This is a genomic window from Flavobacterium sp. 25HG05S-40 (assembly GCF_052654735.1).
In genome coordinates this window covers 475479-496799 of record NZ_CP199750.1, presented here as the reverse complement: position 1 = coordinate 496799, position 21321 = coordinate 475479, and the positions used below count along the sequence as shown (strand labels likewise).

Genomic DNA, 21321 nt, shown 5'->3' with positions numbered 1-21321 from the left:
AATTGAAAAAAAACTAAAGCACAGGTATTGGATGAACTTGATTAAAAACATCTCAATAATAGCAATAAGCTCATTTATTCTTTATTACTTTAAATTGCTTTCTGTTAGTAAAGGGCTGCGTATTTACGAGTCATTAGTAAATACAACTTTATTAAAAAACAAAAGTGTTTCTAATGTAAAAACAGCCGTTATTTTTGAAAGTATATTTTTTTTATTAGTGATATTTTGTCTTTTTTTTATATTTAAATTAATCTCAAAATATTTTGAACTTGACAAACTATTTTTGTTGATAATAGTTGTAAGCCCTGTAATATTTGAAGTTAGCGGAGCGTTATATGATAAATCATGTCTCAAACCTTGGTATGATTTAAATAAAATTCTTTGGTATTTACCTATACGTTTAGCATTATGGATTATTCTTTATTTCTGTTTTAAAAATCTAATGCCTATGCTCAAAGTGAGACGAAATCTTGTTATAATTGGATGTGTGTTTATAATTTTTCATACTTTTAAAATATTCAGCAAGTATAATTTTTAACAAAAAACCCTTTCAAATTGAAAGGGTTTTTTAGTAACAGTCTAAACTACAAATCTTCAAAAAGAAAACCCTCAAAAATTTCCTTTTTACATTCAGTCTTCTACCTTTGTGTTATCAAAATAAAGACCATGCACAAAGATAGTAAACGCAGAGAAGCCCTTTTATACCACGCCAAACCCACTCCGGGAAAAATTCAAGTCGTGCCTACCAAAAAATACGCCACGCAAAGAGATTTATCATTGGCCTACTCGCCCGGTGTTGCTGAGCCCTGTTTGGAAATTGCCAAAGATGTAAACAATGTCTATAAATATACTTCCAAAGGAAATCTGGTAGCCGTAATCAGTAATGGTACAGCCGTTTTAGGTTTAGGCGATATTGGTCCCGAAGCTTCAAAACCGGTTATGGAAGGAAAAGCATTGCTCTTCAAAATCTTTGCTGACATTGATGTTTTTGATATTGAAGTCGATACTAAAGATGTCGATGCGTTTATTGAAACTGTAAAAAATATTGCGCCGACTTTTGGCGGAATCAATCTGGAAGATATCAAAGCTCCAGAGTCTTTCGAAATTGAAAGACGTTTGGTAGAAGAACTGAATATTCCGGTCATGCACGATGACCAACATGGAACCGCAATCATCTCAGCAGCAGCATTATTAAATGCAGTAGAATTGGCGGGGAAAAAGATGGACAATGTAAAAATCATAATATCCGGAGCTGGTTCAGCAGCGATTGCCTGCGCCAATTTGTATGTTTCTTTTGGCGTTAAAGAAGAAAATATTTTGATGTTTAACAGCAAAGGTGCCCTTCGTAAAGACGATCCAAAGATTTCGGAAAACCAAAAAAAATACGGTACAGACAAAGCCGTTTCCCCATCGTTGCAAGAAGCCATGGTTGGAAGCGATGTTTTCGTCGGACTATCAACAGGTGATATTGTTACTCCAGAGATGCTTTTGGGAATGGCAAAAAATCCAATCGTTTTTGCAATGGCAAATCCCAATCCGGAAATAAAATACGATATCGCTATCAAAACCAGAAAAGATATTATCATGGCAACCGGTCGTTCTGACCATCCGAACCAAGTAAATAATGTTTTGGGGTTTCCTTATATTTTCCGCGGTGCGCTTGACATTAGAGCCACCAAGATTAATGAAGACATGAAAAAAGCAGCCGTAGTTGCTTTAGCAGAATTAGCCAAAGAATCAGTACCAGAACAAGTAAACATTGCTTACGGCGAAACGAAGTTGGTTTTTGGAAGAGACTATATCATTCCGAAACCGTTTGACCCACGATTGATTGCAAAAGTGCCACCAGCTGTAGCAAGAGCCGCAATGGAATCAGGTGTTGCATTACATCCGATAACTGATTGGGAAAAATATGAAGAAGAATTATTAGAACGTTTGGGTTCTGACAATAAAATGGTACGCTTGCTGACCAACAGAGCCAAAACAGATCCTAAACGTGTTGTTTTTGCCGAAGCGGATCATTTAGATGTACTAAAAGCAGCCCAAATTGCTTATGAAGAAGGCATTGCCCATCCAATCCTTTTAGGAAACAAAGAATTGATTTTGGAATTAAAAGAAGAATTAGGATTTGATGCTGATGTTCCGATTTTTGATCCAAAAACTACTGAGGAGGACAAACGCCGCTTGAAATATGCTGACATCTATTGGAAATCAAGACAACGAAGAGGTATTTCATTACTTGATGCTCAAAAATGGATGCGCGAACGAAATTATTTTGCCGCCATGATGGTTAATGAAGGTGATGCTGACGCCATGGTTTCGGGTTATTCCAGAAGTTATCCTTCTACCGTAAAACCTCTGATGCAATTGATTGGGAAAGCTCCGGGTATTACGTTGATTGCAACGACCAACATGATGATGACTAACCGAGGCCCAATGTTCTTATCAGATACCGCCATCAACCCAAATCCTTCGGCAGAAGAACTAGCAAAAATTGCATTGATGACGGCTAAAACAGCTCGAATGTTCGGAATGGAGCCTGTCATAGCAATGGTTTCTTTTTCAAATTTCGGTTCCTCAGCGCACGAAAGTGCCAATAAAGTGAGAGAAGCTGTTGCGTATTTACACAAATATTATCCCGATTTGATAGTTGATGGCGAAATCCAAACCGATTTTGCGTTGAATGCCGAAATGCTCAAAGCTAAGTTTCCGTTCTCGAAATTGGCTGGAAAAAAAGTAAACACTTTGATATTCCCTAATTTAGAAGCAGCAAATATCACCTATAAACTCTTAAAAGAATTGTATAAAGTAGACTCTATTGGACCCATCATGCTCGGAATGGAAAAAGCAGTGCACATTTTCCAATTGGGTGCCAGTGTCGAAGAAATGGTAAATATGGTAGCTGTTTCGGTGGTGGATGCGCAAGAAAAAGAGAAGAGAAAAAAGATGACTGCCAAATAAGTTTTTGTATTATTGTACACTTATTGCACTCAAATTATACCAATTAGAGAATTTTGTTATATTTGGAGATAGATTTTAATAAAAAATGATTGCACACATTCAAGGAAAATTAGTTGAAAAATCCCCTACTGAAGTTGTTATAGACTGCAATGGAGTTGGTTATCACATTAATATTTCACTGCATACTTTTTCCTTGCTTCCGAATACTGATTTCGTAAAATTATATACGCATCTCCAAATTAAGGAAGATGCGCATTCTTTGTTTGGTTTTGTAGAAAAATCAGAAAGAGAATTGTTTAAGCTTTTACTATCGGTTTCCGGAATTGGAGCCAGCATTGCAAGAACGATGTTATCTTCTTTAGACCCGAAACAAATTATTCATGCCATTGGCAGCGGCGATTTGGGAACTATTCAATCTATCAAAGGGATTGGAAGCAAAACGGCTCAACGTGTCATACTAGATTTAAAGGAAAAAGTGTTAAAGATTTATGATTTAGAGGAAATTTCTATGACACAACACAATATTTCGCGGGAAGAATCGTTATCTGCCTTAGAGGTTTTGGGTTATGTTAGGAAAAATGCAGAAAAAGTGGTGGACAAAATCATCAAAGAAAATCCCGAAGCCGGAGTAGAAACAATAATCAAACAAGCGTTAAAAAATTTATAATACTTGAAAACAATTTACGATACCAAACCATTTTTACATATAAAAAAGCTACTCCTCGGATTAGTTTTGCTGCTCAGCACTACTGTTTTTTCTCAAGTTAACCCCACTGTTGTAGACAGTACCGGCTATTCCACAGGACGTGTTGAAATTAAAAATCCAAACAGCATTGTCAATGCGTACACGTATGACCCTGCTACCAACAGATACATTTATACGAGCACTTTTGATGGATTTAACATCAATTATCCCATAATCTTGACGCCAAAAGAATACGAAGAACTGGTACTTCGCGAATCGATGCGCGAGTATTTCAAACAAAAATCGGATGCTATTGATGGAAAAAAAGAGGGAAGTGAAGCTGCCAAAAAAGATTTATTACCGAGATACTACGTCAATTCCGGTTTCTTTGAAACCATTTTTGGTTCCAATACTATTGATGTAAAACCCACAGGGTCTGTAGAAATGGATTTGGGTGTGCGTTATACTAAACAAGACAACCCTTCATTTTCACCTAGAAACCGCTCTCAGTTTTCGTTCGATTTTGATCAAAGAATCAGCATGAGTTTAAACGGAAAAGTAGGAACGAGACTAAGTGTTAATGCCAATTACGATACCGAATCGACCTTTGCTTTTCAAAATCTAATCAAATTAGAATACGCTCCAACCGAAGACGATATCATTCAGAAAATTGAGGTCGGAAACGTCAGCATGCCACTATCGAATTCCTTAATCCGTGGCGCACAAAGTTTATTTGGAGTCAAAGCGCAATTACAATTTGGAAGAACTACCGTAACGGGAGTCTTTTCGGAACAAAAATCACAAACCAAATCGGTTATTGCCCAAGGTGGCGGAACGATACAAGATTTCGAAATATTTGGTTTAGACTACGACAATGACAGACACTTTTTCCTGTCGCAGTATTTCAGAAATAAGTACGATGAAGCCTTGGCGAACTATCCCATCATTCAAAGCCGTGTTCAAATTACTAGAATTGAGGTTTGGGTAACCAACAGACAAAATCGTGTCAGCACAACAAGTAACAATCTTAGAAATATAATTGCACTCCAGGATTTGGGAGAATCCAGATTAACAAACATAGCCGAAAGCCGTGTAGTTGCAGTTGATCCGATAGAATATAATGCCAACAACTTTTTCTTGTCACCAACAGCAATAGATTTGCCGTCTGATAACAAAAATAATAGATATGACCCAGGACTAATTTCAGCTGGCGGAGGTTTATTAAACGGCAATGTTAGAGATGTTGTAACGGCAAGTGGCGGTTTTAATAATACAGTACCTGTTGATGAAGGAACCGATTACTCTAAACTGGAAAATGCCCGAAAGTTAGCACCAAACGAGTTTACTTTTCACCCACAATTGGGTTACATCTCTTTACAACAAAGACTGTCCAACGACGAGGTTTTAGCGGTTGCTTATCAATATACCATCGGAGATCAAGTGTATCAGGTGGGAGAATTTGGTACTGATGGTGTGGATTCGACTGTAATTTCAGGCAGCGGAACTGCTTCTCAAAACATCTCTACTCAAAGTTTGATTTTGAAAATGCTGAAAAGTAATTTGACCAACGTTCAAAAACCAATTTGGAACTTGATGATGAAAAACATCTACCAAATTCAAGGTGGTTATCAGTTACAGCAGGAAGATTTCAGATTCAACATTTTATATACTGACCCTTCTCCGTTAAACTACATCACACCAGCAAACAACAGCCCTAGCAGTCAGCTACCTTCGGATGTGGCAGAAACACCCTTGCTGAAAGTATTCAATGTTGACAAACTTAACTATAACAACGATCCACAATTAGGTGGTGATGGTTTTTTCGATTTTTTACCGGGAATAACGGTAGATCAGCAAAATGGACGTTTGATTTTTACCACTGTTGAACCTTTTGGATTGCATTTGTTTGAAAAATTAAGAACTTCACCAACGCAAAATTATTATGGTGACCCAACAAACATAGCAGATTACAACGCCAATCAGGCGAAATACGTATTTAGAAATATGTATATCGGAACGCCAGCCTCGGCTTTGCAGGATGCTGAAAAAAATAAGTTTCAATTAAAAGGAAGATACAAATCTTCGGGAGGTGACGGAATTCCGATTGGTGCCTACAATGTTCCTAGAGGTTCTGTTGTGGTAACCGCTGGAGGAAGAGTTTTACAAGAAGGTATTGACTATAGCGTTAACTATCAAGCTGGTAGAGTGCAAATCTTAGACCCTTCTTTACAAGCTTCTAACACTCCTATTCAGGTTTCTGTAGAAAACAATGCTACGTTCGGTCAGCAAACCAGAAGATTTATGGGAATTAATGTCGAGCACAAATTTTCCGATAAATTATTGGTTGGAGCTACATTTTTAAAAATGACCGAAAGACCGCTTACCACAAAATCGAACTACGGACAAGAATCGGTAAACAATAGCATTTTCGGATTTAATGCCAATTATGCTACTGAAGTACCATTCCTAACCCGATTGGTGAATAAATTGCCGAATATTGATACCGATGTTCCGTCTAACTTTTCATTACGTGGAGAAATGGCATTCTTAAAACCGGATGCCTCTAAAAATGATCAATTTGAAGGAGAGTCTACCGTATATGTGGATGATTTTGAAGGTTCTCAAACTACCATAGATATGCGCTCTGCTCAGTCTTGGAGTTTATCTTCTACACCAAAAATCCCCACCACCGGACCTGTACCAAGTTATGAAGATTTTGGATCCGCTGCTATTGACTTAAGCTATGGCTATAAAAGAGCCAAATTGAATTGGTACAGTATTGACCCCACCATTTTTCAATCGCCAGGGAGTATTGGTCCTGATGGTATTTCAACAAACAGCACAAGAAGAATATTCATCAATGAATTATTCCCATTAACTTCGATAGCAGTGGGACAACAACAAGTCATCAACACTTTCGATTTAACTTATAATCCAAAAGAAAGAGGTCCCTACAATTACAACCCATTAGCACTTGCACCAGGTGGATTTAACGATACCGATGCACCCAAAAACTTTGGTGGAATTACACGCGCGATTAACTCAACTAACTTTGAGCAAAGCAACGTAGAATATATCCAATTTTGGATGTTAGATCCTTATCATGATCCAGGAAACCCAGCTTCAGAAGCATCTATCACAAATACAGGAAAATTATACATCAATCTTGGTGAAATATCAGAAGACGTGCTTAAAGATTCTCGTAAACAATACGAAAATGGGTTACCAGCCACCAACACTACTGTAAATACCACCAATCCAACAATATGGGGAAGAGTTCCTTCTTCACAATCTCTAATCTATGCTTTTGATGTTGATGGCGCTAATAGAAGTGCTCAGGATGTTGGTTTTGATGGCGCTAATGATGTTGGTGAAAGAGCTCTTGCTAACATCGATCCTGGTTTTGCTGCCCTTGATGACCCCGCAGCAGATAATTATGAATATTTCTTGAGTTCATCGGGGACAACCTTATTTGAGAGATATAGTAAATATAATGGAACAGAAGGTAACTCCCCTATAAGCGTTACTGATACGAACCGAGGATCAACGACACTTCCAGATGTAGAGGATATCAATCGGGATAACACGATGAATGAGGCAAATGCTTACTATGAGTATGAAATTGATTTAATGAAAGGTATGACTGTTGGTTCAAATTTCATTACAGATATTGTTCCTACAACAATACAAGAGGATGATGTCCCAAATGGAAATGAGACTGAAGCAAGATGGATACAATTTAAAATTCCGGTTACACAATTTAAAAACGTAGTTGGAAGTATATCCGATTTTCGTTCTATACGATTTATGAGGATGTTCATGACTGGGTTTAAAGACCCAATAACACTTCGTTTTGGTGCCTTAGATTTGGTTCGAGGGGAATGGAGACGCTATGAAAATTCGTTCCAATTACCAGCCGATACGGACCCTGATGATGACGGAACTAACTTTGATGTTCTCGCGGTAAACATCGAAGAAAATGCACAGCGATTGCCTATAAGATACATCTCACCTCCAGGTGTAGTTAGAGAGGTTGTGGGACAAAACAATCAACTCTTAAATCAAAATGAACAATCACTTTCTTTAAGAGCTGCTGGTTTAGGACTTGAGGTTGGCGATTCAAGAGCCGTATTTAAAAATGTAGAAGTGGACATGCGTCAGTACAAAAAGATGAAAATGTTTTTACACGCTGAAGCATTGCCAACTGATTCTCAATTACAAGACGATCAAATGAAAGCCTTTATTCGTTTTGGAAATGACTTTACCAACAATTTCTATCAGGTAGAAATTCCGTTAAAAGTTACTGCTCCTGGCGCTACTACAGCCGAAGAAGTTTGGCCGGAAGAAAATGAAATCAACTTATCCATGTCGCTTTTAACAGCGATGAAAGTGAAGTCTTTGAGCGTTGATTTTTCTGCATTTCCCGATGGAGTCTATTACCCAGATGATGATGCTAGCCTTCCTGACGGTGATGGTGATCCAACATTACGATTAGGAATAAAAGGTACCCCTAACTTTGGTTTAGTAAGAACCCTTATGGTAGGTATAAAAAACAACCATAATGACCGAGTACGCGGTGAAGTTTGGTTTAACGAATTGCGTCTTTCCGATATGGATAATAAAGGTGGAATGGCCGCAGTCTTAAACATGGATACCAACTTGGCTGATTTTGCTACAATTTCTGCTACCGGAAGAATGAGTACCATTGGCTTTGGTGCTTTAGAACAAGCACCGCAAGAGAGAAGTCGTGAAGATGTGCAACAGTATAACATTGTAACCAACCTAAGTTTAGGGAAATTATTGCCCAAAAAATGGGGTATCAATTTACCTTTCAATTATGCCGTTGGAGAGGAAACTATAACTCCGGAATACGATCCTTTCAATCAGGATATTCGTTTAGACCAATTGCTGGCGAATACCACTGATGCCGATGAAAGAAAAAACCTGAAGAACAGAGCAATCGATTTCACTAAAAGAAAAAGTATCAATTTCATAGGGGTTAAAAAAGAAAGATCTCCGGATCAAAAACCACATATCTACGACCCAGAGAATTTGACCTTGTCCTATTCGTACAATCAGGTGGAAAAACACAATTACGAAATCGAAAATTTTATAGATCAACAAGTAAATACTACTGTAGATTACACCTATTCGTTTCAAAATAAAGCCATTGAACCGTTCAAGAAAACGAAATTCATGAAGAAGAGTTCGTATTGGAAATTATTAAGCGATTTCAACTTTAATTATCTTCCTGCCAGCATCTCGTTTAGCAGTAATATTATCAGACAATATAACAAACAACAGTTCCGACAAGTGGAGGTGGCCGGAATTCCATTAGATCCTTTGTTTAGAAGAAATTATATGTTTAATTATCAGTACGGTTTTAATTATAATCTTACTAAAGCATTAAAAATAAACTTTACTGCTGCATCGAATAATATCGTTCGAACGTATATGGATGAAAATAATGTACCTGATAACAGCAATACTATTTGGACTGACTTCTGGAATATTGGTTTGCCAGACCAACACAATCAACAAATTGTTGTGAATTATGAATTACCTGTTAACAAACTTCCTTTCTTGGCCTTTGTAAAATCGACGTACTCGTACACTGGCGATTACAACTGGCAAAGAGCACCTCTTGGATTTGCTAATGCACCAGATCCTAGCAGCCCAACAGGTTTCACTAATTTAGGGAATACCATTCAAAATGCGGCCTCTCATCGTTTGAATACGGCTTTGAATATGGAAACGTTCTATAAGTATATTGGATTAGGAAAAAAACCTGCAACTCCAGCCGCAAAACAACCAACCTTGCCAAAACCTGGAGAAAAAATAACAGGTGTAAAAGCCCAACCTGCCAAAACCAACAGTGTCTTTTTGGACGGGTTAAAAGGCGTTTTGACCAGCATCAAAAACATTCAGATTAATTACACCAGAAACGAAGGAACATTACTTCCTGGCTATTTACCAGGCTTAGGGTTTTTCGGAACTTCTAAACCAACTTTAGGATTCGTTTTGGGATCTCAAGATGATGTTCGTTATGAAGCTGCGAAAAGAGGATGGTTGACCGGTTATCAAGATTTTAACCAAAGTTATACGCATACCATTACAAAACAATTAGATTATACAGCCAACATCGATTTATTTCCAGATTTCAAAATTGATTTAACGGGTAATAGAACGTATGCCAATAACTTCTCCGAGCAATATGTAGTTTTAAATGGTGATGATTACACGCCACAATCTCCATACAATTTTGGGAACTTCTCTATATCTACAGTGATGCTAAAAACATCATTTAAGACTAGTGATGAAAACGCATCCTCAACATTCCAAGATTTTAGAGAAAACAGAGTTATTATTGCCAACCGATTAGCAGAACAGTATTATAATGGTGGTGCTATTCCAAGATATGGTGATGCCGCAAACCCTATTCCGACAGATACTAATGATCCAAAATACAATTTTTATACTGCCAATGCCGGATATCCAATTGGATTTGGAAAAAACAACCAGTCGGTATTAATTCCGTCTTTCTTAGCAGCGTATACGGGATTAGGTATTACAAATTCTCGTGGTGGCGAAGCGGGATTAGGAGTTTCTTTGGATGCATTCCGAAACTTCCCTATTCCTAATTGGACGATCAAGTACAGTGGACTAATGCGTTATAGCTTCTTTAAAGAGCGTTTCAAACGTTTCTCTATCCAACATGCTTACCGAGCCTCTTATACCATAAACTCTTTCCGATCTAATCTTGATTATAATCAAAACAGCGCAACTCCACAGCAAGATAATGGTGGTTTTGGAAATTTCTTCAACAAGACAATCATCGGTAACATCAACTTAGTGGAGCAATTTAATCCGTTGGTTCGTTTAGACTTTGAAATGAAAAATGCTTTCAAAATCTTGGCCGAAATCAAAAAAGACCGTAGTTTATCGTTGAGTTTTGACAACAATTTACTGACCGAAGTTCAAGGAAGAGAATATATTGTAGGATTTGGATACCGTTTCAAAGACGTTATTTTCTCCTCGCAATTGGCGGACAATCCAACCGGAATTATCAAAAGTGATATTAATCTGAAAATCGACTTCTCATACAGAAATAACAAAACCATTGTACGTTATCTCGATTATGACAATAATCAACTAGGTGGAGGACAAAATATTTGGTCAGCAAAATTAACTGCCGATTATTCTTTCAGTAAAAACTTAACGGCTATTTTCTTCTATGACCATTCATTTTCAAAACCGGTAATATCCACATCGTTCCCGCTGACCAATATCAGAGCCGGATTTACTATGCGATATAATTTCGGAAACTAAGCTTTATTTTCAATAAAAATTTCAATAGCAAATAGTATCTTTACAGTCTAAAATTTATACCAAATGAACATACCAAGCAATTTAAAATATACTAAAGACCACGAATGGGTTTTAATAGAAGGAGACACTGCAACAGTTGGCATCACTGATTTCGCGCAAAAAGAATTAGGCGACATCGTTTATGTAGAAGTGGAAACTTTAGATCAAACCCTAGATAAAGATGAAGTTTTCGGAACAGTTGAAGCAGTGAAAACGGTTTCTGATTTGTTCTTGCCTTTATCTGGTGAAATTGTGGAATTCAATGATGCTTTAGAGCAAAACCCTGAAGCCGTGAATACCGATCCTTATGGAAAAGGTTGGATGGTTAAAGTAAAAATCGCCAATGCTTCAGAAATTGAAGAATTACTTTCGAGCGAAGCTTACAAAGAACTGATTGGTGCTTAAAAAAACATTTTTAGGTCTGGCAATTGGCTGGACTGTTCTGATTGCTTTTTTATGCTTGATAACATTTAGTGATTTACCAAGCTTAAATGTTTCTGGTGCTGATAAATATGTTCATAGTATATTTCATTTTGTCTTTACAATCCTTTGGGGAATTTATGTTTCTCTAAAGCAAAATGAACTAAAGTTACCACCAATCTTCAGGCTTGTTTTTGTTTCTGTTTGCTACGGAACATTGATTGAGGTTTTACAACAACAATTCACCAAAACAAGACAAGCAGATATACTTGATGTGCTGGCAAATACTATCGGAGCATTAGTAGCGTTACTCTTATTTGTTTTTATCAAAAGACGAAAAGCAATTAACCAGTAAATAATAAAATTCTCCCGTCTTGTTTATATGACTAGACGGGATTTTTTTTCTATTTTTATCCCAATAATAAAAGTCAATATCCCGAAACGATATTTTTAAAAATGAAAAAGATTCTTCCAATACTTCTCCTTTTTGTGGCGGTTCTCGCTAATGCTCAGAGCTCCCAAAACGATACTGAAAAATTTCCGGTTTTTCCATCATGCGAAAGAATGCAGTCGCAGACACTAGAAACTTGTTTTTACAATCAGGTTCAAGATTTTGTATATACTAATTTTAAGGTTCCCGAAAAATTGAAAGAGCAAAATTTTAAAGGAAGTATACTTGTCCTATTTGAGGTGAATGATAAAGGAAGCTTTAAGGTTTTGTACGTTGATGCTGTTGATGAAGCCTTAATATCAGAAAGCAAAAGAGTATTTGGAGAATTACCAAAGATTAGTCCGGCAACCTACAACGGAAATCCAACCTACATTAAATATACTATCAAAATTGCTATTCCGTTACAAAGTGTTGCTCAAATACAAGCCGAAAAGGAAGCCAAAGCAGTAGCCGAAAAAAATTCAGCAACATACAAACCTAACAATAAGGCTTTAACGGAATTGGACAGTATGAAGTTCAAAAAATTCGACAATCCACAATTGGAAAGTCATATCAATATCCCTCTTTCTCATAGTTTTTACTCCCGATTTGATGCTGCCATGAACCAAATTGGCGCCAACAATCATACAGGATCCAAACCGTTTGCCTATGCCGATGTCAATAAATATTACAATTTAAAAGATGCCAATAAAGCATTAGCCAAAAACAAAACCGAATGGTGGGGAAGAAAATTATGGAATGAGAATTTTGTAGAAATACAAGGCGAAGATTATTGGTTTACCCTCAACCCTATTCTAGATGTTCAGTTGGGGAAAAGTGATCCAAGTGTGGCCAAATATACCTACATCAATACCCGTGGAATTCAATTTAATGGTGGTTTGGGAAAGGAACTTAATTTTACGACGACCATCTATGAAAGTCAGGGACGATTTGCAGATTATTTCAATAGTTATGCCGAATCCATAAAACCTGATGGTGGAAACCCGGCCATAATTCCTGGAATCGGAATTGCTAAGGAATTCAAAAGCGACGCATACGATTTCCCGATGGCTGAAGCCAATTTGTCGTATACGCCAAGTAAATTTATCAATCTGAATTTGGGTTATGGTAAGAACTTTATTGGTGATGGATACCGTTCTTTATTGTTAGGAGACGGTGCTAGTCCGTATCCTTTTTTCAAACTGAATACTACTTTTTGGAAAATAAAATATACCAACATTTACACTTGGCTCAAAGATGTCCGACCAGATGTTACGGTAGACCGAACCTATGCTACTAAGTTTGCAGCCAGCCATTATTTGAGTTTAAATGTTACGAACCGTTGGAATGTGGGGTTATTTGAATCGGTGATTTGGACCAATCAAAACAATCGTGGCTTTGATATGAGTTTTGTAAATCCGATTATATTTTATCGTACGGTTGAGTTCGGCTCTTCATCCAGAAGTGGGAATGCATTGTTGGGTTTGACCTCTAAATTCAAATTTACCAACCAAATCAATGTTTACGGACAGTTCTTACTAGATGAGTTTTCATTGGATGCTGTAAAAGCAGGCAATAAAAGTTGGAAGAACAAATATGGATATCAATTAGGAGCTAAATATTACAATGCCTTCAACATCAAAAATTTATTGTTACAGGTCGAATACAATCATGTGCGTCCTTATGTATATGCGCACAGCGAAGCGATTACCAATTATGGTCATAACAACCAAAGTTTGGGGCATCAATGGGGCGGAAACTTCAAGGAGTTTATTGCCATTGCTCGCTATCATAAAGGAAGATATTTTGCCGATGCTAAAATTACTTTTGGAGAACGTGGTCTTGATTTTAACACAACCGGAGACACCTTCAACTACGGAAGTAATATCTATTTGAGTTATAATGACAACCGTCCTTTTGATACAGGTGTTGCTATTGGACAAGGGAATAAAACCAGCATTTTCTTTGCGGATATTCAAGCCGGTTATTTAATCAATCCGTCAACCAACATGAAACTCTTCGGAAGTTTTATTTACAGAAACTTTAGTCCAAACACCGAAACCGCTACAGCCGTTAAAGAAAGTACGACTTGGTTTTCGGTAGGATTGCGTTGTGATATCTTCAATTGGTATTTTGATTATTAATAGCTAGACTTTGGGAAGAAAAGAAATACTGCGAATCGATATTCCTATATGAGTAACTTAAGCTGAACTCAGATTTGCACTAAACCTTTTTTGTTTTTAAGATAAAATAGCCAAACATCTTTATAGCCCCGATAGCAGCGAACTACCCTGTAGTGCGGATAGCGGGAGGATACATGATCGTAACCCTTGGGTGCTGCTCCTAAAAATCACAAAATCATCTCCGAATAAGGAATCACCACGTCATAGCCTTTGGAATTGAAATAGGCTGCAGGATTTTCCTTGGAAACTGCCATTACAAAATCGCCACCCCAAGCGCCTAAACTTTTGATTACACCATCAAAATCGGGAAACAAGGCTTCCTTTACCGTTGGCAGTTCCAGGATATTGCTCATTTCAATTTCGTGGTTTTGGAGTGCTAGCGCAAAGTCGTTGACCGTTGTAGCTGAAATTACAGCTTTAGCAAGGGTATTGATTTTGGCTATGCTTTTGGGATTATGGGCACTTTTTCCATAATACGAAGCGATAGCTGCCTTGCTGTTTTGCTTTTGGTTTAGGTAAATAAAGAAAATTTTAGTAGTGAAATCAGGATTAAAAAGTACCGTTTCTACGACTGGCTTTTCGTTGACCAATTGATATAGAATCGGTCCGCAGTTTTGCGCACAAGCAATATCATAGCCACTACCTCCAAAACTGTTTTTAAGCAGCTCGAAAGCATCAATTTGAAGCCATTGCCCAATATTATTGATTAAGGTAGAAGAAGTTCCTAAACCCCAAAATTTAGGAAAAGTCAATTCGGTTGTAATGGTATATCCTTTGGCGTTGGTTATAAAATCTGGATTCATCCGATAGGCTTCGTGCAGTATCTCCATTAGGGTATTCTTGATACTCTTAGCATCATCAAAACGCTCATTTCGGATAATGGAGGCAAACGGAATCGTGTCTTCAAACCAAATACTTCCGTCGCTATCATAACTTTTCCAATGGATGCTTTCTCCCTCAGCTTCTTCAACAATCAGGTTTTGTCCAAACTTAGTAGGAAGCGCAAAGGCTTTGGCACCATCTAGCACCAGATATTCTCCGGTAATGAGCAATTTGCCATTGCTGTAATACGTTTTTTTTAGAGAATCAGCCACGAATGCACGAATATTTAGGGTTGCTTTTGATATTGTAAAATTACTTCTTATTTCCTTAAACTGTCAATATAGGAAACCACTGCTGCATGGGAAATGGTATTGTTTTCAAAATGGCTTTTAATCATTTTTCGTTCTTCGGGAGTCGTTTGGTATTGATTTAAGATGTTGTTGATGTGCATTTTCATATGTCCTTCCTGAATTCCAGTTGTAGTAAGCGAACGTAAAGCTGCAAAGTTTTGAGCCAAACCAGTCACGGCTACAATCTCCATCAACTGGGAAGCAGATGGTTTTCCGAGAATTTCTAAGGCTATTTTAACTAAGGGATGTAAAGATGTCAATCCGCCAACGGTTCCTACAGCCAAAGGAATTTCCATCCAAAAAGTAAAGACTCCGTTTTCGATTTTGGCGTGAGATAAACTGCTATATTGACCATTTCGCGAGGCATAAGCATGGACTCCGGCTTCTACGGCGCGAAAATCGTTTCCAGTAGCTAGAATCACAGCATCAACCCCATTCATAATCCCTTTGTTATGCGTCACGGCTCTAAAAGGCTCTACTTCGGCGATGCGGACAGCCTGAACGAATTTTTCGGCAAACTCTTGAGGGTTTTCTATTTTCTTTTCGGCCAAATCTGTTACCTGACACGAAACTTCAGCACGAACGATGCAATTCGGAACATAGTTGGAAAGGATGCTCATGACCACGCTGATATTCTTTTCGGCTTCATTAAAACCAGCATAGTTTAACGCTTCTTCCTTTAAAGTTTTGGCCAATTGTTCGAGACACGAATTGATAAAATTCGCCCCCATACTATCTTTAGTTTCAAAAGTGACATGAAGCTGAAAGTAATTCTCTAATTCGGTTGTTTTATTTCGAAGTTCCAAAGAAGTTATACCACCGCCGCGCTTTTGCATATTGGCTGTAATGCTTTCTGTAGAAGCAAGTAGATTAGGTTTAATAGCTTCAAAAAACGACTGTAGGCTACCCGAATCTCCTTGAAAAAGAAAATGTACCTGACCTATTTTTTCAGTGTTTAAAACGGCTGCTTTGAATCCGCCTCGCGTAGACCAAAATTTAGCCGATTTTGCGGCCGCAGCCACCACCGAGCTTTCTTCAATCACCATCGGAACCGAATAGTAGTTGCCGTTGATTAGAAAATTAGGCGCAATTCCCATCGGAAGGTAGAAATTGGAAATGGTGTTTTCTATGAAATCATCGTGCAATTGCTGCAATTGGGCATCGTTATTCCAATATTGCTTTAAGGTCGCAATTGCCTCTGCCGGATTGATAAAATAGGTATTGGCAATCCAATTGATTTTTTCTTCTTTGGTAAGTTTTGAAAAACCTGAAACGGCGTTATCCATTATTGATGCTGCTAAAATGAAATACAAAGATACTCTTTACTCTATATAAAAAAAGGTCGTCTATAAAAAACGACCTTTTCAATTAACTTAACTTTTAAACTTAATTGGTAATCACAATTTTCTTGGTAATTACTTTATTGTCTATTTCAAGAGATAGCATATAAACTCCTCCATCAATTCCGGAAACATCAACATAATTTACAGAAGAAGCTTCTCTTACTTTTCTTCCATTTAAATCAAATACCGTAATTCTTGTTTGATCAAAATCATAAGGCATAGCAATATTTACAATGGATTGCACTGGATTTGGGTAAATGCTGATTTTTTCAGCATCAATATCAGTAATACTAAGTGGAACCGCTGGCAATTGAATTAAACTACCACCATCAGCAGTTGCAACCCAAAGTCCAAAAGCTGGACCATCGCTATTGGCTGATGGATTCAAAAATCCGCTTGCAACTACAGTCAATGCAGCACCATCAAGGTTTAAAGTTTGAAGAGGCGCTGAATATCTAGCCACTGTTGTTGTTCCTGTGGCGTCTCTTACATCAAGAATGAAATCTAAGTTTGGTAATTCTAAATAGCCCGCAAATTGTGGATACGAAATATCATTAACAATAGTTCCGGCTCCAACACCTGTCTCAACAACATCAACAGTTGGAGCATCAGGTGAACCATGATTTACTAAAACATCCGTCTCAGCTGGATCAGAAGCAGCTTCTCTTCCTTGTGCAAAAACACTCAATGCAAAATTAGGGGCCACGCTATATCCTGTTGGACTTACAATTCCGTTGGCAATAGCAATATACGTTTGATTGGCAGCAAGCGTTGTAGTTACGTCATAAATACTCTCGGCTGCCGAAGTACTACTGCCAGGAGCAATGTCAATGCGAAGTGCAACTCCAGCCGGTACCGTTCTAAATTCAGTAGCTTTTCTGAATTGGAAATTGTCAATAAACAAATCGCCGTTCACATATACATCTACTGTTTGAGCCGCAGCATCTGGTGAATTGTGAATTACTTGTAAACGTGCGGTTGGCTCAACATAAGGAGGCAATTGAATTAAACTACCACCATCAGCAGTTGCAACCCAAAGTCCAAAAGCTGGACCATCGCTATTGGCTGATGGATTCAAAAATCCGCTTGCAACTACAGTCAATGCAGCACCATCAAGGTTTAAAGTTTGAAGAGGCGCTGAATATCTAGCCACTGTTGTTGTTCCTGTGGCGTCTCTTACATCAAGAATGAAATCTAAGTTTGGTAATTCTAAATAGCCCGCAAATTGTGGATACGAAATATCATTAACAATAGTTCCGGCTCCAACACCTGTCTCAACAACATCAACAGTTGGAGCATCCGGTGAACCATGATTTACTAAAACATCCGTCTCAGCTGGATCAGAAGCGGCTTCTCTTCCTTGTGCAAAAACACTCAATGCAAAATTAGGGGCCACGCTATATCCTGTTGGACTTACAATTCCGTTGGCAATAGCAATATACGTTTGATTGGCAGCAAGCGTTGTAGTTACGTCATAAATACTCTCGGCTGCCGAAGCACTACTGCCAGGAGCAATGTCAATGCGAAGCGCAACTCCAGCCGGTACCGTTCTGAATTCAGTAGCTTTTCTGAATTGGAAATTGTCAATAAACAAATCGCCGTTCACATAGACATCTACCGTTTGAGCCGCAGCATCTGGTGAATTGTGAATTACTTGTAAACGTGCGGTCTGCGAATGAGCCATAAAACTCACTAAAAAGAGCAAGAACTTTGTAAGTGTGGTAAAATTTTTCATAGTTGATTATTTTTTGTTTAACGTTATAAAGATAACATCAATCAATTGTTAAAATGTTAACAAATTGATAAATCAACAAAGCCTTAAGAATAATTTAACGATTGTTAACGTTTGTAAAACAGTCAGTTACAATCCTATTTAGAGGCAATAGGAGTAAATTATCGAAATGGAAATAAAAAAGTGTTTATCTAATTCGACAAATAATCAAACAAGAGTTAAATTTAGTAAAGAAATCTAGTTATTATTGAAGTAAAGGGTTTGTTTTAGCTACTGGAACTGTGCCTTCTTCGTATTCTACTTCCTTCAAATCGGCATTTTCCCTTCCGAGGCTAACTTTAGGATCGTCCTTGGTTCCTGTTATTTTCATTGGAATGCCAATGATACCCAATGGTGGTAAACCCAAACGCATTTTTATATTTAAAGCACCATCAAAACTGGTTTGTCCTTCAATTCTTGGGCGGAATCCTGCCACCTTGAATTTAAATCGCTCGATGTTAATGATGTTGTTTTTGATGGTTGTTTTAATGTCTACTTTAGACAAATCTGGGTCGTTTAAAGCGTCTCTTCCTGTTTTTTTACTTACTGCTCCAAACATCTTGAAGCCTTTCATTTTTACCTTTTTCACAGATAGTGTTCCTCCACCAACCAGAGATGGATAAATCGGTTGCATATTACCGTCTAATTTTCCGGCAACTTTATAATCTAAAGAAATAATTCCTTCGGCGTTTTCGGCAGCTGATGCCATTTCTCGGAACATTTTAACCTCTTTGTAGGCTCGTTTAACATCAAAGTCTTTAGCAGTAATCTTGAAATCAAAATTGGCTCTGTTAGGCGTTTCACTGGCATAAACCACATTGGTTTTTACATTACAGCCAATAATATCCAGACTACTGTTTTTCAGAGTTAATTGTCCTTGATTTAATACCATATTGCCGCTTAACCTTTCCAAAAGCAAATCTTCAAAATTCACTTTACCAGCCGCCGCGTCAAATTCCAAATCCAGATTCGGTGGGATCACTACCACACCAGACTCTATCGGAGTTGCTGTAGGCACAGTTGTAGTTTCGGCAGTAGTAACTGCATTGGCATTCGACATAAATTCATCTACATTAATATAATCCGATTGCAATTTGAAATTCCCTTTTAGAACAGCTTTATCCGTTAAAGCATAATCGATTACATTTTGCAAATAACCCGACATTTTAAAATCCGATTTCCCATACGAAGCCGAAAAGAAATGGAAGTTCATTTTGTCTTGATTAAAGATAAAAGTACCTTGATTTATGAGGAAAGGTTTTGGTAAATATTCAGAAGTAGTTCGAATGTTTCTCAGTCTAAGCGTTCCACTATTTTCCAGGTTTTTATAATTGCCTTTCATGGCATCGAGTTGTGATCCTTTGAAAGCTACGTCAGCATAAATATATCCTTCTAAATCTAACCCTTTTCTGGCGAAAACTTTATAAATTCGAGCCAAATGCAATTCTCCTTTAGCTTTAATGTCGTAATTGATATTATCAAAATTCTCCAATTTAGCTTTTAGATAAATAGGCTTGCCTTCAAAGTCCAATGATGCTTTATGAATGTTTACTTTAAGATCTTGAACTGTTCCTGTTTTGTCCGAAATAGTGGCGAGTACGTTAATGTTCTTGATTGGTTCAGGATAGTAGATGCTTTTCACATAACCCGTTATTAAAGAAATCTGACCATTCGTTACCGGAATTTTATTGTTTTTCTTGTCATAGATTCCTTTGGATTTTAATTCCAGATTTAAGACGCCACGCAAATCCATATTTTCAATTCCGAGTGCTCTATCCATTTTGGCCAAATTTATTTTGGATTGGATTCGGGCATCTATGTTTGGTTTAGATAAACCTGTAGTTTTAACGATGGCTTTAAAGTAATCTTTATCTACATTAAAGAAAATAGAGTCAAGGTTTACCTGTAACTTTTCGGTATCAAGCGAAGGCAATTTGGTGTCAAAATTCAGAAAGATATTGGATGCCGGAAAAGGCGCATCGTTGTAATTGATAAAACCTTCACGGATTTTCATATTAAAGGCCAAATCGGGTTTTTGGTTTTTAGAAGCTATGTATTTACCTTTTAAGGTTAACAATAAATCCGTTTTCCCTTTGACTTTCGATTTATCGAGCCATTTCACATAATGAGGTGGTAAAGCGGTAAAGAAATCTTTCAGCTTGCTGTCTTCCGATTTGATATTGAAATCCATATCATAACCATTGCTCATAAAGTCAAATTTACCTTTGAATTCAACGGGAAGTTTGTTGATTTTAAGATTATTTTCTTCGAAAATAAAAGCTAAGGAATTGGTATTGATTTTAGTAATCAGATCGGCGTTGACTTTTTTATTTTTAAGATAAGGTTCGCCATCATAAGTAAAATTAAAGTCATCGATATCCGCTTCAGTATATAAATCAAAAATAGCCTTATCTAAGTCGCCATTACCAACATAGTTAAACCCTTTAGCGTCAATGAGGATTTTGGTTGATTTGTCATTGTAAACAATATGCGTGTTTTGAATAGCAATCTTTTCCAGTCGCAACGAAGAGTCTGATGTTTCTTTTTCTTCTGTCTTAGCTCCTGAATTATAGACATTGTAATTCGCCTCACCTTTGGCATTTACTTTTACATTCACCAAGGCATCAGAAAGGTAGATTTTATCAATAGTTACTTTCTTATCAAATAAAAGTGATTTTACATCTATTCCGAAGGCAACCTCTTGAGCAGAAATTAAAGTTTCATTTTTATATGGCGCTGATCCATTTAGGGAAAAATCGGTAAGTGTAAGTGTTAAGGACGGAAAATGGTTAAAGAAAGACAGATTTGCTTCTTTAAAATTAAGTTCGCCATTGAGTTTTTGGTTGGCGAATGACTTTACTTCTTCGGCAATTTTACCGGGAAAAAGTATCGGAATCAGAAACATTAATAACAGAATAGAACCAATGGTGATTCCGCTGATTTTTAGGATTCTAACGACAATTGACTTTGACGGTTTTTTCATGGTAC

10 protein-coding genes are annotated in these 21321 nt (G+C 37.4%); 6 read left to right on the top strand and 4 right to left on the bottom strand.

Annotated features, from left to right (window positions below):
• Positions 1-666: 666 nt before the first annotated feature.
• The 6 genes from ACULEU_RS02060 (at position 667) to ACULEU_RS02035 (ending at position 14008) form a co-directional block, all read left to right on the top strand.
• Entirely contained in the window at positions 667-2961 is a 2295-nt protein-coding gene (locus ACULEU_RS02060) for an NADP-dependent malic enzyme (RefSeq protein WP_445453799.1), read from the top strand.
• Between the two features lie 85 nt (positions 2962-3046).
• Positions 3047-3628, top strand: coding sequence for a Holliday junction branch migration protein RuvA (gene ruvA, locus ACULEU_RS02055; protein WP_445453798.1), 582 nt, complete (start codon positions 3047-3049; stop codon positions 3626-3628).
• Positions 3629-3667: 39 nt separating this feature from the next.
• The gene (sov, locus tag ACULEU_RS02050) at positions 3668-10975 is read left to right on the top strand and encodes a T9SS outer membrane translocon Sov/SprA (protein ID WP_445454878.1); all 7308 of its coding nucleotides are present in this window, start codon (positions 3668-3670) and stop codon (positions 10973-10975) included.
• Positions 10976-11038: 63 nt separating this feature from the next.
• Positions 11039-11419: a glycine cleavage system protein GcvH gene (gene gcvH / locus ACULEU_RS02045; RefSeq protein WP_445453797.1), complete on the top strand. Its 381-nt coding sequence runs from the start codon at positions 11039-11041 to the stop codon at positions 11417-11419.
• Positions 11412-11789, top strand: coding sequence for a VanZ family protein (locus ACULEU_RS02040; RefSeq protein WP_445453796.1), 378 nt, complete (start codon positions 11412-11414; stop codon positions 11787-11789). Before gcvH ends, ACULEU_RS02040 begins: the two co-directional genes overlap by 8 nt.
• 101 nt (positions 11790-11890) lie before the next feature.
• Positions 11891-14008, top strand: a complete 2118-nt coding sequence (locus tag ACULEU_RS02035; protein ID WP_445453795.1) for a gliding motility protein RemB — start codon at positions 11891-11893, stop codon at positions 14006-14008.
• A gap of 206 nt (positions 14009-14214) precedes the next feature.
• On the opposite strand, the gene ACULEU_RS02030 is transcribed toward ACULEU_RS02035, so the two are convergent.
• From ACULEU_RS02030 to ACULEU_RS02015, 4 genes are all read right to left on the bottom strand, one after another.
• Positions 14215-15141 carry a GYDIA family GHMP kinase gene (locus tag ACULEU_RS02030; protein WP_445453794.1) on the bottom strand — a complete coding sequence of 309 codons (927 nt, stop codon included), beginning with the start codon at positions 15139-15141 and terminating at the stop codon, positions 14215-14217.
• 47 nt (positions 15142-15188) lie between these two features.
• Positions 15189-16505 carry a hydroxymethylglutaryl-CoA reductase, degradative gene (locus tag ACULEU_RS02025; RefSeq protein WP_445453793.1) on the bottom strand — a complete coding sequence of 439 codons (1317 nt, stop codon included), beginning with the start codon at positions 16503-16505 and terminating at the stop codon, positions 15189-15191.
• Positions 16506-16605: 100 nt separating this feature from the next.
• Positions 16606-18297: a DUF4397 domain-containing protein gene (locus ACULEU_RS02020; RefSeq protein WP_445453792.1), complete on the bottom strand. Its 1692-nt coding sequence runs from the start codon at positions 18295-18297 to the stop codon at positions 16606-16608.
• A 241-nt stretch (positions 18298-18538) separates the two neighbouring features.
• Positions 18539-21316: a hypothetical protein gene (locus ACULEU_RS02015; RefSeq protein WP_445453791.1), complete on the bottom strand. Its 2778-nt coding sequence runs from the start codon at positions 21314-21316 to the stop codon at positions 18539-18541.
• Positions 21317-21321 lie beyond the last annotated feature (5 nt).

What these genes read in the sequence shown, in the direction of transcription:
- ACULEU_RS02060 (WP_445453799.1), top strand. Translation starts at nt 667, where the DNA reads ATGCACAAAGATAGTAAACGCAGAGAAGCCCTTTTATACCACGCCAAA.
- gcvH (WP_445453797.1), top strand. Translation starts at nt 11,039, where the DNA reads ATGAACATACCAAGCAATTTAAAATATACTAAAGACCACGAATGGGTT.
- ACULEU_RS02035 (WP_445453795.1), top strand. Translation starts at nt 11,891, where the DNA reads ATGAAAAAGATTCTTCCAATACTTCTCCTTTTTGTGGCGGTTCTCGCT.
- ACULEU_RS02020 (WP_445453792.1), bottom strand. Translation starts at nt 18,297, where the DNA reads ATGAAAAATTTTACCACACTTACAAAGTTCTTGCTCTTTTTAGTGAGT.
- ACULEU_RS02025 (WP_445453793.1), bottom strand. Translation starts at nt 16,505, where the DNA reads ATGGATAACGCCGTTTCAGGTTTTTCAAAACTTACCAAAGAAGAAAAA.
- ruvA (WP_445453798.1), top strand. Translation starts at nt 3,047, where the DNA reads ATGATTGCACACATTCAAGGAAAATTAGTTGAAAAATCCCCTACTGAA.
- ACULEU_RS02015 (WP_445453791.1), bottom strand. Translation starts at nt 21,316, where the DNA reads ATGAAAAAACCGTCAAAGTCAATTGTCGTTAGAATCCTAAAAATCAGC.